An 18,509-nucleotide genomic window follows, 5' to 3' on the forward strand; every position below is an offset into this window, starting at 1 on the left:
TGCAGCAAATTTATTTTCTCAGAGAAGACCTAGGATTTGTGCGCTTCTTCAGCGCGCAAGGTCCAGTCTTCGAAGAGCAAACTAAAATTAAGCTCAATTAGCCCAAAACCTCCAAACTTTCTTCTATAATCTTAATCTTGCTTTCCGCATCAGCCTTTTTATTCCGCTCGTTTTGAATAATCTCCGGCTTTGCATTCTGCACAAACCTTTCATTACTCAACTTTGCATCAACAGATTTTAAAAAGCCTTGCAAATATACCAGATCAGCATTTAAACGTACTCGCTCTGCATCAACATCTATTGCTTCATTAAGATGAATAAAAAACTCATCGTTACCAACTAGAAAAGCTACGGCACCAGGGATTTTTTCATTTACAAATTCCACCTGACTAATATTCGCTAATTTAAAAACAATGTTCAACCACTTTTCGTATTCGAGTGCAGAGTTCAATTTGATCGCAAGCGGTAAAGACTCTTTTGGAGAAATCTGTTTGGTATTTCTTACATTCCTGATCTCCGCAACTAATCCTTTTATCACTTCTACTTCTTTAAGCAGCTGACTATCTGCCGCTCCAGAAACAGGATAACTGGCCACGATGCAGCAGTCCATCTCTTCAGTATGCCCAAACAATTCATCATGCCAAAGTTCTTCTGTTATGAAAGGCATGAAAGGGTGCAATAAAGTCAAAACCTTTTCAAAAAAACCAATGGTAATTTTTAAAGTTTCTGCATCGACCGGGTGCTGATAGGCGGGTTTAACCATTTCCAGGTACCAGGCACAGAAATCATCCCAAACCAGCTTGTAACATGCCATTAAAGCTTCAGACAGTCGGTATTGTTTAAAGTTATCTTCAATTTCGGCCAATGCCTCATTAAACCTATTCTCAAACCATAAAATGGACTGTAGATTTGGATTTTCCAGATTTTCATCAACTTCCCAGTTTTTGATCAGCCTAAATGCATTCCAAATCTTGTTGGCAAAATTCCGCCCCTGTTCACAATAACTCTCATCAAACATTAGGTCGTTACCTGCTGGCGAACAAAGTAACATCCCAACACGCACGCCATCAGCCCCATACTTTTCTATTAATCCAATTGGGTCTGGCGAGTTCCCAAGAGACTTGGACATTTTACGACCTAACTTATCCCTAACAATTCCAGTTAGGTACACGTTGGTAAAAGGCTTTTGACCCCTAAACTCATGTCCTGCCATGATCATCCTGGCAACCCAGAAGAATAAGATTTCCGGCGCGGTTACAAGATCATTGGTTGGGTAATAATAATTGATGTCCTTGTTATCTGGATTCTTAAACCCGTCAAATACAGAAATTGGCCATAGCCAAGAGGAGAACCAGGTGTCCATTACGTCGGGATCCTGTACCAGGAAAGGTGCCAACTGGTGTTTAAAACCAACTGCCTCCTCATCTGTAAATACACCGTCAATATCTTTTAATTTTAAGAATTCGTTTAACGCCTCGTCTTTTGTTTTAGCAACCACCCAATTCCCTTTATCATCAAACCAGGCCGGAATTTGTTGCCCCCACCACAGTTGCCTGCTGATATTCCAGTCGCGTACATTCTCCATCCAATGACGGTATGTGTTCACAAACTTCTCAGGAATCAGCTTTACTTCACCATTCAACACATCTTCAAGGGCAGGCTTAGCCATCTCGTCCATTTTGCAAAACCACTGCATCGAAAGTTTCGGTTCGATGGCAGCGTTTGTACGTTCAGAAAAACCTACCTGAGATTTATAATCTTCTACTTTATCCAAATGACCAGATTCGTCCAATAGAACAGCAATCTTCTTTCTCGCCGCAAATCGATCTTCACCCACTAAGATTACCGCAAGCTCATTTAGCGTACCATCATCATTCAGTATATCGATTACAGGTAGCCTATGTTTAACACCAAGTTCATAATCGTTTAGATCATGTGCCGGAGTTACTTTTAAACACCCTGTTCCAAAGTCCATGGTTACATATTCATCTTCAATAACAGGAATTTCCCTGTTAATCAACGGAACAAAAACAGTTTTACCTTTAAGATGGAGGTAACGCTCGTCGTTCGGATTCACACAAATGGCCGCATCAGCCATAATGGTTTCTGGTCTGGTTGTGGCAATAGTTAGAAAATCATTGCTGCCTGACACCAGGTATTTTATATAATATAGTTTCTGGTTAACTTCTTTCCTGATAACTTCTTCATCGGATACGGCTGTTTTTCCGGCCGGATCCCAGTTTACCATCCTCACACCACGGTAGATTCTTCCTTTTTTATAAAGGTGGATGAAACTGTCAATAACGGCTTCAGAAAGGTCTTCTTCCATCGTAAAACGGGTCCTTTCCCAGTCGCAACTAGCCCCAAGCTTTTTTAACTGGTCTAAAATAATACCGCCGTATTTTTCTTTCCATTCCCATGCATATTTCAAAAACTCTTCCCTGCTCAGGTCTTTTTTGCTGATGCCACGCTCTTTAAGCATTGCCACAACTTTTGCTTCTGTGGCAATAGAAGCATGATCGGTCCCCGGCACCCAGCATGCATTTTTACCCTGCATTCTCGCCCTTCGTATCAGTACATCCTGAATGGTATTGTTCAGCATATGGCCCATGTGTAAAACACCAGTAACGTTTGGTGGAGGAATTACGATGGTGTAGGGCTCGCGCTCGTCTGGTTCAGAATGGAAAAAGTTTTTTTCCATCCAGTAGCTGTACCATTTATCTTCAGTTGCTGCCGGATCGTATTGTGTAGAGATGCTCATTATTTAAAAAAGTATCAGATTTTAAGGTGCAAAATTAAGAATAAAATGGCTTTACTTTAGGTTCTATAGAAAATAGTCTGCTAGCCCTCTTAGGAATCTTAACTTTGCACTGTGAAAAATTTCCTCATAGGTGTTGTATTTGCCATGCTGTGGGCTTCAGCTTCAGTAGCTACCAAGTTCGGTATTCACTTTGCACCTCCCCTTATTCTTGCCAACATCAGGTTTTTTGTTGCCAGCGTACTTTTACTGGCTTACGGTTACTTTTTTAATAGAAGAAATAAGAGTTATCGAATGCCAAAAGGTAAAGAATGGCAGCAGTTAGCCATCTTTGGCGCATTAAACACCACGATATATTTAGGACTCTACGTTTATTCCATGAAATATGCAGCCGCCGGAATTGGGAGTTTATCCACCTCCACAAATCCATTGCTTATAGTACTGTTTTCTTCCTGGATCATGGGCAGGCAGCCAAAATCGGAAGAAATCTGGAGCATTGTATTCGGTATGGCGGGTATCGGCCTGGCGACATATCCCTTATTAATGAATAGTACAACTACACCCGCTGGACTAATTTTACTTGCCCTGAGCATGATTTCCGTTTCTTTTGCCAGCGTGTATTACGCACGTGTGAAATGGGAATTACCGAATCTGCTCATCAACGGCTGGCAAGTTGCTATAGGCGGAATCTTGCTACTGCCATTTACGCTAGCCTTCGGAAATTTCTCTTCCGTAAATTTTAATAGCACACTACTATTCTCCATTCTCTGGCTTAGCATTGCAGTCTCTGTAATCGGGTTAATTTGCTGGTTTTATCTATTAAAAATTGACACGGTCAAGGCTTCGTTGTACCTATTTCTTTGCCCGCTCTTTGGATTTTTATATGCATGGTGGTTGATGGATGAACCCATAACAACTTATACCATTGCCGGAACATTTCTTGCGCTTTTTGGCTTGTATCTCGGTCAGCGCAGAAAGTTCAAATCAATCGCGAGCAACTAGCGTTACAAAATATTGCAACATTTTTTATCCCCTTCACACAATAATAAATGTTAAAATATGTTAAATAGATATTAAAATCAGAGCGATGAAAACGGTAAATGTATTCTCTTTAACTGCAACGATCTTCAGAAAAGTTGGATTGGCCAAAATCTACTATTGGTTCAATAAGTAATATTTTGAATAGACAGGTACATACCTAAGTGTATTCCCTATTTTTACTTCACATTAACGTTGATTTAATATCAATAACTAACTTATGAATATGATTAAAATTAAAGGCTGCTTTGCGGCTTTGGGCATTTTAGCTGCCAGCTATTCTGCTAATGCACAGGTTCCTGCCAAATTAATTGATCCGGCAAACATGGATCTGTCTGTTAAACCTGGAGACGATTTCTATACTTATGCCAGTGGTGCCTGGATTAAAAATAATCCTGTCCCGGCTAAGGAAACAAGATGGGGAAGTTTTAACTTATTAAGAGATTTTAACATAACCGCTGTAAAAGGATTGGTTGAAGATGCCGCGGCGGATAAAACTGCATCACCCGGATCTGTTAAAAAGCGTGTTGGCGATTTCTACGCCGCTGCAATGGACAGTGCTACTATTGAAAAGCTGGGCTATACTCCAATAAAGGCTGACCTGGAAAAAATTAAGCAGCTGAAAACCCTTCCAGCAATTCTGGATCAAATTGCTTATATGCGTATTTCAGGCATTGCTTCGCCAATGTTCAATTTTGATGTCGATCAGGATGAGAAAAATGTCACTAAATATATCGTACAATTGGGTCAGGGGGGCACTACGCTTCCAGATCGCGACTACTATCTGAAAGACGACAGCAGAAGCTTAAAAATTCGTGAAGCGTATCACACTTACATGACCACCTTGTTTACTTTGACAGGCAGCACTCCTGCTGAAGCAGAAAAAAGGGCAGTCATCATCATGGCCATTGAAAAGCAATTGGCTGCTGCGCAGTTATCCCGACTAGAAATGCGTGACCCTTACAAGACCTATAATAAATTTACAGTTGCAGATTTTAGCAAGACAACGCCAAATATCAATTGGGCAAGTATGCTTACTAAATTCAAAGTTACCGGACAAGACACCATTATCGTTTCTTCTCCTAAATTCTTTGCATCGCTGGACGGTATGCTGAAAACTGTGAGTGTTGCAGATTGGAAAACTTACCTGAAATGGAATGTATTGAAAGGGGCTGCAGGCAATCTTAGTTCTCCTTTTGTGAATGCAAGCTTTGCTTTTGGACAAGCACAAAGCGGACAAAAAGTTCAAACCCCGAGATGGCAAAGGATGTCACAGCTAACGGATGGTGCCATCGGCGAGTTATTAGGACAATTGTATGTGGCTAAATATTTCAAACCGGAAGCGAAAGCAAGAATGACGGAATTGATCAGCAATCTTAGAAAAGCTTTTGAAATACGCATTAAAGGTTTGGAATGGATGAGTGCCGAAACCAAGGAAAAAGCGCTTGCAAAATTGAATGCTTTTGTGGCCAAAATTGGTTACCCTGAAAAATGGAAGAACTATGACGGCTTGGTAATAAACAGGTCGACTCATTTTCAAAACCTACGTAATTCAGGCGCATGGAGATATAATGAAATGATCAGCAAGTTGGGCAAACCGTTGGATAGAAAAGGATTTGGGATGACCGCACCTACCGTTAATGCTTATTACAACCCTGTATTAAATGAGATCGTCTTCCCCGCAGGAATCCTTCAGTTCCCTTTCTTTGATCCTAATGCAGATGATGCTGTGAATTATGGCGGCATCGGTGCAGTGATTGGCCATGAGATGTCGCACGGTTTTGACGATCAAGGCAGTCAGTACGACAAAGATGGTAATTTACGTAATTGGTGGACTGCAGAAGACAGAAGTAAATTTGATGCTAAGACTAAAGCACTTGGAGAGCAATTCGACGGTTATACCGTATTAGATACGATTCACGTGATAGGAAAATTAACCATGGGCGAAAATATTGGTGATTTAGGTGGCTTAAATGCTGCTTACACTGCATTCAAAATGACTAAGCAAGGCCAGTCTGAAGAAAAGATTGATGGCTTTACTCCAGATCAGCGATTCTTTCTTTCCTGGGCACAGGTTTGGAGGGGGAACATCCTTCCTGAATCAGCTGCCCAGCTGATCAAAACGGATTCGCATTCTCCTGGTCCGTACAGAACCATAGGTGCGCCGGTAAATATGGATGCCTGGTACAAAGCATTTGATGTGAAACCTGGTGATAAATTGTATAAGAAACCAGAGGATAGAATTAGAATGTGGTAGGAAAATTAAGTGATCTGCTATCGGGCTGCATTAATTTGCGCTGAAGAAGCGCAAAAGAACGCTAGGCCCTCTTCCAGACACTGAATTTTTGGATAAGAAATAGATATAAAAAGGCTCGGTTTAAAACCGAGCCTTTTTTAGCTAATTAACCAGCTAATTCTTCGAACTCTTGTTCTGAAAGTTCGATTTCCGCAGCTTTGAGGTTTTCTTGTAGATGTGCGATAGACTTGGTTCCTGGGATCAGTAAAATATTGTTTGATCTTTTTAGTAACCATGCAAGGGCGATCTGGGCGGTTGTTGCGTTATGTTTTTCGGCAATCGCCTTAATTTTATCTTCTAGTTTGGCTGGACCTGATGCCAAGGGGAACCAGGGAATAAAAGCAAGACCTTGTTCTGCAGTATAATCTAATACAGCCTCCCATTGTCTGGCGCCAAGGTTATAAAGGTTTTGTACTGAAATTATAGGAAGAATATCTTGTACTTCTTTAATCTGATCTACATTCACTTCAGAGAGGCCTACATGCTTAATCTTACCGGCTTTTACTGCTTCAACTACTGGAGCTAACGTTTCGCTAACTTTTACCTTTGGATCAATTCTATGCAACTGCCACAGGTCGATCGAATCGACTTTTAATCGCTCCAAACTTCCTTCTATGTTCTGGCGGATATAATCAGGATTACCATTAGGAACCCAGTTGGCAGGCCCCGGTCTGTCAAAGCCTCCTTTAGTTGCAATATGCAATCCCTTAGCATAGGGATGAAGTGCATCTGCAATAAGTGACTCATTCAATTTCGGGCCATAAGCTTCCGCCGTGTCAATAAAATTAACACCACCGGCAACAGCTGCCTGCAAAACTTTGATGGCATTAACACGGTCGGCCACCTCACCGAAGACTCCGGTACCTGTTAACTGCATTGCTCCGTATCCGAGGCGGTTAATTTGTTTATCGCCTAATTGGAATGTCTTTGATACTGTATTTTCCATTTGTTCTATATTTAAATATAATGGGCTATTGCCTTGATGAACTACCACTAAACCACAGTAAATGTTTAACCTTGCCTATCGATTTCCGACAAACACAGATAAGTTTACTTTGTGATTATAGATACTGGCCCAAGCAGCCCTGATTTAAACAGAGGAGAATCTTTTGAGTAATGTTTAAAAGTAGTGAAGGTAAATCGCTTACTTGGTCTGGGAAGTCCTTTGATCAACCAGTCAGGCCATTGTCCATTGATTATTCCGTCATCAGGTACTGCCTCATCTCCTATCAGTCTGTTCGGCCAAAGGTTTGCAACTTCAATTTCCAGCACATTCCCAGCAGGTTTCACAGCATTGCTGATATCAACCTGCCAGGGAGCAGTCCAGATTACACCTAAGTCTTTTCCATTTAATTTTACCCTCGCCATGTTTTTTACTTCCCCTAAATCAAGGAAAAGCTTGCTGCCCGTCTTCCTGTCGCCCGATAAATCAAATTGCTTTTTATACACCGCAATACCCGAGTAATATTTGATTCCTTTGTTTTCATTAACTGACCAATCTGTTAACTCATTAAAAGTGGTCTCTTTTGGTCCGCCCCATTTTGGATCAAAGCTTAACTTCCATGACCCCTTCAATACTTCTTTTGACTTAGGCGATGCAAAGTAGTTTTCCCTCTCAAAATTGGCGGCCGGAACTACTTCTTCTATTTTATCTTCAGAAAAAACTATAAAGAAACTCTGGAAGGGTTCGAAGCTTAAGTTAATGACAGCTGAACCAGCACCGCCTTCTAACAATGTCAAATTGCTAACTTTTCCGTTCACGGCATCAAATAGCACAGGTTTGCCCTTTGCATAATCTCTAAATTTAGCTTTTACCGCAACGGAATTATCTGTACGATTGGATACGAAATAAATGTCCCATTTCGCAGATGACCTATGGGTATATCTAATTGGGCCGTCCGATTCAAAATCGGGTTCAATGCTCAATTCCTTTAATATTTTAGAGGTTAGATCATATTGCGGATACAGAAAATCCAACTTCGTTTCTATATCTGTACCCCAAATTACTTTTCCTTTGCCGTAAGTCCTGGTAGTTTGCGCAATAGGAATATTCGTTCCACCCCAGATTTTAGCAGTCATATCTTTTATAGTTTGGTCAACTTCCGGGTAGCCAGCCAGGCCGGGCGACTGGGTAGGCGGCCCCCCAACTACTACAGCCCCATCTGCTATCAAACTGCTAATCTTCTCCAATAGTCTTTGCGTCATGGTTTTTACCGCCGGCAGCACCATGATCTTGTAAGACGCACCTCCCGGAAAAACAATCCGGCCATTTTTTACAGCAGCCTTATAAAGTTGAGATGGGGCACAGCCATCAAAATTATAACCTTTCCTGTCTGGCATAAGTACATTATCCGCCGTCAATGCAGAAAGCGGTGGTTTAAAAACATGTGGAGATCCTTCAGGTGTTAAATACAATACGTCTGCTACCGGGTTGCCTTGCTGCAAAATATATTGTGAACGCGATAAATACTCATGGTATGCCCCGGCCATTGGCCACCAGGTCTGGTTCCTGTTCCATTGTACACCATACGGTCCCATTGTCATCCCCGGCTTTAGCGAATCCGGCAATAACTGATTTTGAAAGGTATGAAACACAAAGCGATTGATCCCGGCGGCAAAAGCCCAGTCGCCTTGATTCTTCATGGATGCTGGATGTTGCTTCCAACCCTCATTGTCCTGCGCAGTAAATGCCTCTGCAGGCACTGCTGCTATACCATTAACATGCGCCACCGAGGTTGCCTCAATACAGCTAAATGCAGCGTTAAATCCGAATCCAGCACTCCAAAATTCTGCCATCACCACATCAGCTACGGCGCCCAGTTCCAAATCGGAATTTGGGTTCATATCGTACGGCTCTATAGATAAGCCCAATCCATTTTGATGTGCATATCGCTTTACATAACCAGCGTGGTTTTCCAGGATCAGCTCCTGGGAGGTTTGCCTTAAATCCCATAAAAACCGTTCACTAATTTCCGTACTTTCCACAATGTTGCCATTATAAACCGGGTAAAAAGGCAAAGGATCATACCCTCGCCTGCGTGTAAATTCTTCTCTAAAACGGCCGGTCCAGTTTTGGGCACCCATTTCCCAGCTGTCCATATGCAGCATCTTTAAACCACCAATGCTGTTCTTGTAGTTCTTATTCAATCTTTTCATCAGGGCACCAGTGTAATGATCCAGGTGATTTCTCATGGCCAGGGTATCGAACTTATCTGCTTCGAAACCTAAACCAGGATAAGGTGCCGGGCGGGTAATAGCACCATTATTCCGCTTAACAAACCTAACCACGTTCCATTTACCTGCAGGCGCTTTCCAATCCAGGTCTCCATTGGGTTTAAGTTTATCCGTTAAATCTATGATGTCGTTTTTATGAATCACTAAGTTTGGCGCAACATTTCTATAATCCGTTATGTAAGGTAAATATGGTTTTACACCAGGGGCGGATGAGTATGGCGCACGGTAGAATAATGCCTTTTCACCAATATCCTCAATGCGCGGAAGCTTAGCTTGATCTGCCACACCTACCATAGGATAGGCCAGCACCGCTACATCTTCATAATAATCAGTCCATTCTTTCTTCAACTCCTCTGTAAAGGCGCCTTCTCCAAAGAATGGCGCCATTGGTTTAGGAACAGGCAAAATAATTTTTTCGCGAACAACGCCGTCCACTACAGTCGTAGAAGAAACCAAATGTAGCATAGATTCGGAGGGCTTCACCCAGGGGCCACCACTCCCCGTCCAGCCCGGACCTATACCCAGTGTCATGGCGATATCCAACCGCTCACACTCCTTAACCGCATAGGCAAACATGTCTTGCCATTCTTCACTCAAAAAATCAACCTTTCCCCTTGGTATACCTACATTCACCTCCAAAAAAACCAAATTTCCAATACCTACTTTTTTCATAGATTCCAGATCGGCAGTCATGGATGCTTTGCTCATATTTCCATCCATAAAATACCAATATACTCCTGGCTTTGCAGACGGAGGCGGGTTTAAAAATCCTTTCACCAAAGTTGAAGATGTTGCCTCCTTAGTAATTTTTCTGTTGCAACCTGCCAGGAAATAGAATCCAAACAACAGTAGAATACCCGCTATTTTCTTATTCATTACGCTTAATTTTTTTGTATGATGGTTTGGAACATTAATGATCTGTTTTCTTCTTTTTTGAATGATGCTCCTGCATCCGAACTATATGCAGCTCCACCGCCCTTGTAGGCAGCAACATCACTATAGGCTACTCCATAGCATCCCTTTCTGGCTTTCGATCTCAATACAATTGCATAATTCTTTCCGGAAACGACGTTTACAGATGGATATACAGTTGTAAAATTGGCCGACCATTTCAAATCTTTTTGCGCAATAGTTGCTTCCCAAAGGGGTAAGCCTGTTGGTGTAAAGTCAGCCGCAGCTGCAAATAATACAATTTGCAGATCGGCATCCGGAAAGCCACTTTTAAACGAGGCGATAGACAACTTACTCAAACTACCACTTCTAGAAGCCGTGAAAGATTGCGAACGCTGTATGTCCTTGTTGATGTCGCAATATTGATTAAATCCATCATGTCCAGTGGTGTTATCTAAATCCTTAACCTTAACGATTTTATTTTTAGCAACTTTATCCAAAGGAACAACTACTTCATTTTGGCAAACCATCGGGTTTATTGACCCATCTTCTGCAAATGATAATGGTGCCCAATAGAAGTTAGCAAGTGATTCGTTTTTGGCAGCATTATTCCAAAGATCACTTCCATACAAGAAAATAGTACCGGAAGCCAGTTTTATGGTTGAAACGAATGAAGGCTGTCCGCCACAGGAATTATTGCTGATTCTGATGCCTTCAGACCAGGGTCCTAAAGGAGATTTTGCAGTGCGGTAGGAAGTACCGGTGCCGGAACAATAGCCACAATTGGGATCGGAATATGTGACGTAGTAAATACCCTTACGCTTAAATAAGGAAGGTGCTTCTGTACTCCCAGCCGTTACCGCTTTAACATGCTTGCCAGTGCCGCTCAAATAATCATTACTGAGCGCTTCAATAACGATAGTCCCTTGAGTTCGCCAATCCGTATAGGCGATATAACCTTTGCCATCATCGTCCACAAAAGTATCATGATCGCCGTTGTTTAATCCAGCCACAGGCGAATCACTATTTACCGCTAATTTTGGTTCATTAACTTCAAGAAAAGGACCAATCGGTGATTTGCTGGTAAACACTCTGAAACCAACACGGTTGTCGTAAACATTAATCCACAATACATACTTGTTTGTTTGTTTATTGTAGATAACATGAGGCCTGAAACAACCGTAAGTATTCCCATTACAGCGCGATTGCCATATCGGCGTACTTGCGTCAAACAGTTGTCCCATATCTGTCCAATTCACCATATCCTTGGAAGAGTAAACTTTAAACCCACAAAATGGTGCATCTTTTATTCCCCAGGAAAATCCGCAGCCATAACTTGTTCCATATAAATAATAGGTTCCGTTGAAATAAGCGATCTCGCCATCATGTGCATCAATCGCTTCTCCCATGGAATTGAATTTCATGACCTGGCCGCCTTTACTGTTAAAATTGGTGATGGTAGTGGAAGGGCTCTGGGAAATGGCCTTAAACACAGGTAATAAAATAAAGAGAGCGGCTAAACTGAAATGCCTTGTAGTCATGTGTACTTGGTTAGTTGAATAGCTAGATCCAAATATACCAAAAGACTAGGCGTATCTATCCTGAACCTTCCTGCTCAGTTTTTGTAACACCAACGCTCTCGATTGCACTACCCGCTTTTTAAGTTCATTTTCTGGCATTACTTCTAAATTATCTATAGCTATCCATTGTCGCCTTGCAAAGTGTGGTGCCTGCTTAACTCCATTTCTTGCCACTAAGGCATCAAATTCTTCCGGGTTACACTTAAAGCACAGCCCATTATCGTCCAGCGATACGAGCACAAAGATTTTGCTTTCAATCATAAAGCAAAGGTGATCCCACTTCATTCCCTCAGTAGTACCTTTTAAACCAAGGCAAAAATCTCTAAACGTTTCTATGTCCATGATATAAAATCAACTATTTGATTTTTCAGTTAATTATTATTTACAAGTAAAATAAGTATTTTCAACATTACGGGGCGTCATATGAGCGATTTTTTCCCAAAAATCCCTATATTATGCTGGCCCTATAACGTAAATGACTTTAAAATGATCATATTTGAATTGGATATAAATTTGCTTAATTATTTACAAAATTATCAATACGCCTAACTCGTTGCTATGAATAAACCACTACTAACCCTTTCAGCAGTTTGCACATTATTGTTTGCTTCTTGTAGCAAAGAAGTCATTACCACTAATCCAGAAGTCGTTGCAGAAAAACCAACTGCAGCTCTTACTGTGCCAAAAGGCTTCTCCTGGGAAAATTCCAGAAATGTTAACCTGAATGTTTCAATTGCCGAAACAAAGTTCCCCGGAAAAACCTATATCGTCGCAATTTACGCAACAGATCCTTCCCGCGGAAGCAAATTATTAAGTAAAGGTGCTCTAAACACTATAAAGAAGTTTAAAAGCAAAATGTACCTTTCTAACCAGATCACTGAACTTTATTTGATTTGTATGGCACCTGATAAGTCCATCACTTCAAAAAAGATACAGGCTAATGCTACTGAACTCAACATCTCATTCGGCAACTAATTTCAAATACTTCAAAAAACATTTATGAAAGTTATAGGATTTTCCATAATCAGCATACTATTTTACACGTTGTCTCTCAATTCTGCTCATGCCCAAACCGTACCTTCCTTTGGGGCAGCTAAAGAATTTGGGGTAGTCGCCGCAAAGGCAGTTACTTCTATTGGCCGCACCGTGATCAGCGGCAGTGTAGGCATCACACCTGGTACTGAAATCAAAGGATTTCCTCCTGGCGTGATTATCAGAGGCAGTACACAGTTAGGAGAAAAATCTTCAGCGCCTGAAGCCATGGCTTCCGTAAAGGAACTTAATGAATTCCTAAGAAAACAGGAACCTGATAAGGACGGTGACCTTAAAGATGCTGCACTCGGTAAGTCAAAAGAAACAGCAACCCTAAAACCAGGTATATACAGAATTAATACAGGTAAGCTTGGTGAAACTTTAACGCTGGAAGATGGCGGGGATCCGGAAGCAATTTTCATTTTCAAAGTTGATGGGGGTTTTACGGCTGATAGCTACACTAAGGTATTAATGAGCAGCGGGGGTTCTGGCCCTAACGTATTTTGGCAAGTAAACGGAAATGTTAAAATAGCAGACAACAGTACGTTTGTCGGTCATATTATCGCTGATGGAAGTATCGAAATGGGTTTGGGTGCAACTACGACCGGAAAATTGTTCTCCTTAAATGGAGAAATCGTGCTCAGCTCGAACACCATTGCTTCGGTCGTAACTGAAGAAGGTGACTCCGATGGCGATGGAATTCCTGATTTAATGGATGATTATCCTGATGATTTTAATAAGGCATTCAAAAATCTGGCTTCAACCGGTGAAGGCTCTACTTTAGCTTTTGAAGATCAATGGCCAATTAGCGGCGACTTCGATTTAAACGATTTGGTGATATCTCACAATTATACCGTAGTCACCAATGCCAAAAATATCGTGGTACAAGTGATTGGTGAATACAAATTAAGGGCAACTGGCGGTGATATTTCAAATGGCTTCGGCGTTGAATTTCCATTAGTGGCTGGACAGGTGGCTAACCTCAAAGGGGCTAAACTCGAAGAGGGCCAAAAAAAGGCGGTAATTGTGTTGTTTACGGATATGCACAAAGAACTCGCTACCTACAACACAGTTCCCGGTCAGCCTGCCACTGAACCTAAATCTTATACCGTTACATTTGACGTAGAGAAAGGCCCTGAATTTGAAAGTTTTGGAACAGACTTTAATCCATTTATATTTTACAAAGTCGGCCAATCCAGGCATGAAGTTCATCTTTCCGGTAAATTACCAACTGATTTGGCAGACACCAAGCTTTTCGGAACCGCAGATGATGCCACTGAACCCGGAAGTGGGACTTATTACTTAACTAAAAAAGGTCTGCCATATGCCATCGATATTCCTTTGGCACAATTTGCATATCCCAGTGAGGGTAAAGACATCACCCTGGGTTATCTTCATTTCGCAGAATGGGCAAGATCTGGTGGAAAGGAATTTGTAGACTGGTATGAGAATTTATCAAAGGGCTACAGAAATCAGTCAATGTTGTATACTAAGTAAAACCTGATTCAGTTTCCCTATTTTTGTTTCTTATGAACAAAATAACGGTAACTGCAGATGGCTCAAATACGCTGTACAATGAAAGTATTGGTGAACACTATCATTCCAAGCATGGAGCTTTGCAGGAAAGCAAACATGTATTTATTGATGCCGGACTAAGGCATGCCATCAATCTTTTTCCTGAACAAGAGATCAGCATATTAGAGGTCGGTTTTGGAACCGGCCTCAATTTTCTCATGTCCGCTGCTTTTTGCAAAGAGCAAAATGTTAATATGAAGTATGTGGGATTAGAAGCATTTCCTTTACGATCTGAGAAATTGGTAGCTACAGGATATGATCAGTACGTGTCAGCAGATGTTTGGAGCGGACTGATAGACAATTATGGAAAAGCTATGCAACAGTCGGCACATATTTTGCCTAAACAGCAATTGAGGATATTTCATACATACCTGCATAGATTTGACACACCAGAACGTTTTAAGTTGATTTACTTTGATGCCTTTTCTGTACAACACCAACCAGAAATGTGGACTGATGAAATCATCGCTCAAGTATGTCAATTTTTACAGCCAGGCGGTATATTCGTAACTTACGCGATAACCGGCAACTTAAAACGTGCCTTGAAAAGCGAAGGCTTTACGATTGAAAAACTTCCCGGCGCCGCAGGTAAAAGAGAGATGCTGCGCGCGATAAAACAGGATTAGCTACCATTGAAACTAAGCATATGAAACAACTATCCATTCCATTTTATGCCAAGCTAGCGCTGGTACTTTTTGCTATCGTGTGTTTAGGCTACCTGGCCATATTAGGACAAACCCTGCTTGCACCTATGTTAACCTCATTTTTGCTTGCACTGCTCTTGCTCCCGCTGGCCAATTTTCTGGAACGGAAGTGCCGTTTTAAAAGAAGTATGGCTTCTATTTTCTCGGTTATTTTAATGATCGCAGTAATTTCAGGAATTATGTATTTTCTGGTTAATCAGCTTACCGATTTGTGGCAAGACTGGCCTTTGCTCAAAAAGCAGGCAGAAACTTCATTTCACGACGTGCAGTTGTGGATCTCCAGAACATTCCACGTGAACACTACCAAACAGATCAAATATTTGCAAGACAGTACCACAAGCGCTCTGGCCACCAGCGCTACGGTATTGGGTGCAACGTTGTTGACCGTTTCCTCTACCCTGCTATTTCTTTCATTTTTACTATTGTTCACCTTCTTCATCTTAAACTACCGCAGGATCCTTTTTAGATTCCTTACTTCTGTGTTTGCTGAAGAGCACGCAGAAAAGGTTAGCGATATTGTAGAACGAATTCAATACATCATTAAGAAATACATCACCGGGTTGTTCCTGCAAATGTTAATTGTGACCAGCCTGATGATGTTCGTATTGTGGATACTTGGCGTAAAATACGCTGTGCTCTTAGGTTTAATTGCGGGCATATTTAACGTCATCCCTTACATCGGTATTTTTAGTGCTTTACTTATTAGTGTGCTCATTACTTTTGCCACTGCCGGAGCTGCAAAAATGTTATTAGTCATAGCCGCCTTTGCGGCAGTACATGCAGTAGATGGCAATGTTTTAATGCCGCTGGTAGTGGGATCAAAAGTTAAGATCAACGCTTTGTTTGCATTTATTGGAATTGTAGTGGGAGAAATGATCTGGGGAATTTCTGGGATGTTCCTTTGCATCCCGTATTTGGCCATGCTTAAAATTATATTCGACCGCATAGATCAGCTTAAACCCTGGGGAATCTTACTTGGCGGAGAAGAAAAGCCAAATAAAAAACGTAAGATATACAGAATTACAAAGAACATTAAACTTGAAGAGCAGGAATAATTAACTTTGGCGCATACACCAGAATTTTATGCCCAACAACATACCCCCTGTTACCGCCAAAAGTCCCGCAACTGCTTTTGAAAGACTGCTTACAGTACTTAATACCTTGAGGACGGAATGCCCATGGGATAAAAAGCAAACCATGGAGACGCTCAGGCACCTCACCATTGAAGAGACCTACGAGCTTTCTGATGCGATTATAGAAGGCGACTTGCAAGAAGTCAAAAAGGAATTAGGTGATGTGATGATGCACCTGGTATTCTACGCAAGGATTGCCTCAGAAACCGGAGATTTTGATATCGTTGATGTTTTAAACAGCGTATGTGAGAAACTGATCAGCAGACATCCACACATTTATGGCGATGTTGAAGTTCTCGATGAACAGGATGTAAAGCGTAACTGGGAGAAACTTAAATTAAAAGAAGGAAACAAGTCTGTTTTGGGAGGGGTACCAAAGGGCTTACCTTCACTGGTAAAAGCCAGCAGGATCCAGGAAAAAGCGCGAGGCGTGGGGTTCGATTGGGACAATAAAGAACAGGTTTGGGAAAAGGTTGAGGAAGAATTACAGGAGTTTAAAGACGAGTTCAATATTGAGGATGGAAAAGAAATAGATGCAGAAAAAGCCGAAGGAGAATTTGGCGACCTCCTGTTCTCTTTAGTCAATTATGCACGATTCATCAACATCAACCCGGAGAATGCACTAGAGAAAACCAATAAGAAATTCATCAAACGCTTTCAGTATCTGGAAGAAAAAGCTAAAGAAAACGGCAAAGCGCTCCAGGACATGACATTAGCAGAAATGGACATCTACTGGAACGAAGCCAAGAAACTTTAACCGTGCTTCTTTTTCATGGTCATTTTGGCTTTCTGGCCAATGCCATAATTGTAATCCTTGGTATTGCTTTCTTTCTTATCATGAAAAGCACCCCCACCTTTTGGAGCACTTAAGTCTTCCTTTGTGGTTTTAACTTTTGGTACTTTAACAGCCTTTTCAATTAACAACTCTTCCGGTAGATCCATTACCTGGATCTTAGCACCTATGGACTGCTCAATCTTTTTTACATCGATCAGTTCCATATCAGTAGCAAAAGTGATGGCCACCACTTCTTCCTCACCTATTTTGACTATCCTGCTTAAAAAAGTTTCCTTTTTCTCAGGAACTTCGAAATGAAAAATAAAGGGGATACCAGATAGATCAAGTGAAGCCGAAAAACCCTCATTGGCAACTATCAATACCCTTGCTTCTGGAGTTTCTTTAAAATCCTCAATATGATCAAACCCTGCCTCATCAAAAAACAAAGGATTCAATACAGCTATGGCACCAGGCTTACGAGAAGGCAATGCTTGTCCGAGTTTTTGAGCAGTTAAACGTGTATTTACAAATACAACAACCTTATTAAAGACCTCATCATCGCGAAGCAGGAGGTCAAGCAAGTTAATTTTAGTCTTGTAGTTTGGAACTTGGTAAAGCAAAAGATCATGCGTTTCAGCGGTTTTTTCTCCTAAATCTTCTACTTCTAACGTAGTTGGCAAGCTCAAAAACTGGTCGACCATCTGGTTTAGCTTTTCGTGTACCACAGTAGTAAATATCAGGTGCTGACATTTGCCTGCACTTCTGGCCAACTCACAAACCGGCAATTGCATACCCTGCTTTACTATTTGTTCCGCATCATCAACAATAAACATTTGCAGGCGGTTCAGGTTGAGGCCAAGCTTTAAATATACCGCTCGGGCACGCGTAGGCGTAGAAACTACGATGTCCACTCCTTCAAGCAAATCCAGCACTTGCTCTTCCATACCTCCTGTGCCGTACATCCCTATAATGCGAAGATTCCGGTTACCACTAAGAGAAGTAAATTGATCAACAACTGCCAATACCCGCTCCTGATCAGGAACCAGGATCAATACTTTTGGCGCCTCGTCGGTGCTGTATTTCAGCTTCATTAAAACACCAAGCACATAGGTAGTGGTTTTTCCGGAACCTTCAGGGCCAACAGCGATGATGTCCTGCCCACCTAATATTCTGGACATACTTTTAGCCTGAATCTCTTTAGCACTAAGATACCCGGCATCCGTCATGGCCGAAACCAACTGCTTGCTTAATTTTAACTTCTCTAACGACACAATTCCTGTATTTGATAAATAATGATGCAAATTTACGCATTTCAAAGAACTTAATGACCCGCTATCTTAAGAGCTGCCATTCTCTGAGGCTTCTGTGCAGTTGCGCTGAGTTCAGGATACCTTTTTGTCACAGAAAACATGCAGAAGCTGCGTTATTACCACCCAAAATCAGAAAACAAAATTCAAATAAAACATCGCACTGCCATAGGGTTGTCAGTATAA

General features: G+C 41.5%; 13 protein-coding genes. 7 read left to right on the plus strand and 6 right to left on the minus strand.

Features of this window, described 5'->3' with window-relative positions; genetic code table 11:
- Positions 1-97: 97 nt before the first annotated feature.
- Complete coding sequence (locus ACXZ1K_RS17155) at positions 98-2,761, minus strand: valine--tRNA ligase (RefSeq protein ID WP_458970907.1); 2,664 nt, start codon at positions 2,759-2,761, stop codon at positions 98-100.
- 111 nt (positions 2,762-2,872) lie between these two features.
- On the opposite strand from ACXZ1K_RS17155, the gene ACXZ1K_RS17160 reads away from it, so the two are divergent.
- Together ACXZ1K_RS17160 and ACXZ1K_RS17165 are read left to right on the plus strand one after the other, a co-directional pair.
- Complete coding sequence (locus ACXZ1K_RS17160; RefSeq protein WP_458970908.1) at positions 2,873-3,760, plus strand: DMT family transporter; 888 nt, start codon at positions 2,873-2,875, stop codon at positions 3,758-3,760.
- Positions 3,761-4,022: 262 nt separating this feature from the next.
- Complete coding sequence (locus tag ACXZ1K_RS17165; protein ID WP_458970909.1) at positions 4,023-6,053, plus strand: M13 family metallopeptidase; 2,031 nt, start codon at positions 4,023-4,025, stop codon at positions 6,051-6,053.
- A 145-nt stretch (positions 6,054-6,198) separates the two neighbouring features.
- On the opposite strand, the gene ACXZ1K_RS17170 is transcribed toward ACXZ1K_RS17165, so the two are convergent.
- The 4 genes from ACXZ1K_RS17170 to ACXZ1K_RS17185 form a co-directional block, all read right to left on the minus strand.
- On the minus strand, positions 6,199-7,038 hold the full coding sequence (locus ACXZ1K_RS17170; RefSeq protein ID WP_458970910.1) for an aldo/keto reductase: 840 nt from the start codon (positions 7,036-7,038) through the stop codon (positions 6,199-6,201).
- A 104-nt stretch (positions 7,039-7,142) separates the two neighbouring features.
- Positions 7,143-10,202 carry a glycosyl hydrolase gene (locus tag ACXZ1K_RS17175; protein WP_458970911.1) on the minus strand — a complete coding sequence of 1,020 codons (3,060 nt, stop codon included), beginning with the start codon at positions 10,200-10,202 and terminating at the stop codon, positions 7,143-7,145.
- Between the two features lie 5 nt (positions 10,203-10,207).
- Positions 10,208-11,758, minus strand: coding sequence for a family 43 glycosylhydrolase (locus tag ACXZ1K_RS17180; protein WP_458970912.1), 1,551 nt, complete (start codon positions 11,756-11,758; stop codon positions 10,208-10,210).
- Between the two features lie 45 nt (positions 11,759-11,803).
- Positions 11,804-12,139, minus strand: a complete 336-nt coding sequence (locus ACXZ1K_RS17185) for an MmcQ/YjbR family DNA-binding protein (RefSeq protein ID WP_458970913.1) — start codon at positions 12,137-12,139, stop codon at positions 11,804-11,806.
- A gap of 216 nt (positions 12,140-12,355) precedes the next feature.
- Between ACXZ1K_RS17185 and ACXZ1K_RS17190 the strand changes: the two genes are divergently transcribed.
- The 5 genes from ACXZ1K_RS17190 to mazG are packed head-to-tail and all read left to right on the plus strand — an operon-like array spanning position 12,356 to position 16,998.
- Positions 12,356-12,772, plus strand: coding sequence for a hypothetical protein (locus ACXZ1K_RS17190; protein WP_458970914.1), 417 nt, complete (start codon positions 12,356-12,358; stop codon positions 12,770-12,772).
- 24 nt (positions 12,773-12,796) lie between these two features.
- Complete coding sequence (locus ACXZ1K_RS17195) at positions 12,797-14,326, plus strand: LruC domain-containing protein (RefSeq protein WP_458970915.1); 1,530 nt, start codon at positions 12,797-12,799, stop codon at positions 14,324-14,326.
- A 32-nt stretch (positions 14,327-14,358) separates the two neighbouring features.
- Positions 14,359-15,030, plus strand: a complete 672-nt coding sequence (gene mnmD, locus ACXZ1K_RS17200; RefSeq protein WP_458970916.1) for a tRNA (5-methylaminomethyl-2-thiouridine)(34)-methyltransferase MnmD — start codon at positions 14,359-14,361, stop codon at positions 15,028-15,030.
- 20 nt (positions 15,031-15,050) lie between these two features.
- Complete coding sequence (locus tag ACXZ1K_RS17205) at positions 15,051-16,163, plus strand: AI-2E family transporter (protein ID WP_458970917.1); 1,113 nt, start codon at positions 15,051-15,053, stop codon at positions 16,161-16,163.
- 28 nt (positions 16,164-16,191) lie between these two features.
- Positions 16,192-16,998, plus strand: a complete 807-nt coding sequence (gene mazG, locus ACXZ1K_RS17210; RefSeq protein ID WP_458970918.1) for a nucleoside triphosphate pyrophosphohydrolase — start codon at positions 16,192-16,194, stop codon at positions 16,996-16,998.
- On the opposite strand, the gene ACXZ1K_RS17215 is transcribed toward mazG, so the two are convergent.
- Complete coding sequence (locus ACXZ1K_RS17215) at positions 16,995-18,287, minus strand: DEAD/DEAH box helicase (RefSeq protein ID WP_458970919.1); 1,293 nt, start codon at positions 18,285-18,287, stop codon at positions 16,995-16,997. The genes mazG and ACXZ1K_RS17215 overlap by 4 nt on opposite strands.
- Between the last annotated feature and the right edge of the window lie 222 nt (positions 18,288-18,509).

It is taken from the genome of Pedobacter jaeyakensis, from assembly GCF_054461315.1.

What these genes read in the sequence shown, in the direction of transcription:
- mnmD (WP_458970916.1), top strand. Translation starts at nt 14,359, where the DNA reads ATGAACAAAATAACGGTAACTGCAGATGGCTCAAATACGCTGTACAAT.
- ACXZ1K_RS17165 (WP_458970909.1), top strand. Translation starts at nt 4,023, where the DNA reads ATGATTAAAATTAAAGGCTGCTTTGCGGCTTTGGGCATTTTAGCTGCC.
- ACXZ1K_RS17170 (WP_458970910.1), bottom strand. Translation starts at nt 7,038, where the DNA reads ATGGAAAATACAGTATCAAAGACATTCCAATTAGGCGATAAACAAATT.
- ACXZ1K_RS17185 (WP_458970913.1), bottom strand. Translation starts at nt 12,139, where the DNA reads ATGGACATAGAAACGTTTAGAGATTTTTGCCTTGGTTTAAAAGGTACT.
- mazG (WP_458970918.1), top strand. Translation starts at nt 16,192, where the DNA reads ATGCCCAACAACATACCCCCTGTTACCGCCAAAAGTCCCGCAACTGCT.
- ACXZ1K_RS17190 (WP_458970914.1), top strand. Translation starts at nt 12,356, where the DNA reads ATGAATAAACCACTACTAACCCTTTCAGCAGTTTGCACATTATTGTTT.
- ACXZ1K_RS17180 (WP_458970912.1), bottom strand. Translation starts at nt 11,758, where the DNA reads ATGACTACAAGGCATTTCAGTTTAGCCGCTCTCTTTATTTTATTACCT.
- ACXZ1K_RS17155 (WP_458970907.1), bottom strand. Translation starts at nt 2,761, where the DNA reads ATGAGCATCTCTACACAATACGATCCGGCAGCAACTGAAGATAAATGG.
- ACXZ1K_RS17175 (WP_458970911.1), bottom strand. Translation starts at nt 10,202, where the DNA reads ATGAATAAGAAAATAGCGGGTATTCTACTGTTGTTTGGATTCTATTTC.
- ACXZ1K_RS17205 (WP_458970917.1), top strand. Translation starts at nt 15,051, where the DNA reads ATGAAACAACTATCCATTCCATTTTATGCCAAGCTAGCGCTGGTACTT.
- ACXZ1K_RS17195 (WP_458970915.1), top strand. Translation starts at nt 12,797, where the DNA reads ATGAAAGTTATAGGATTTTCCATAATCAGCATACTATTTTACACGTTG.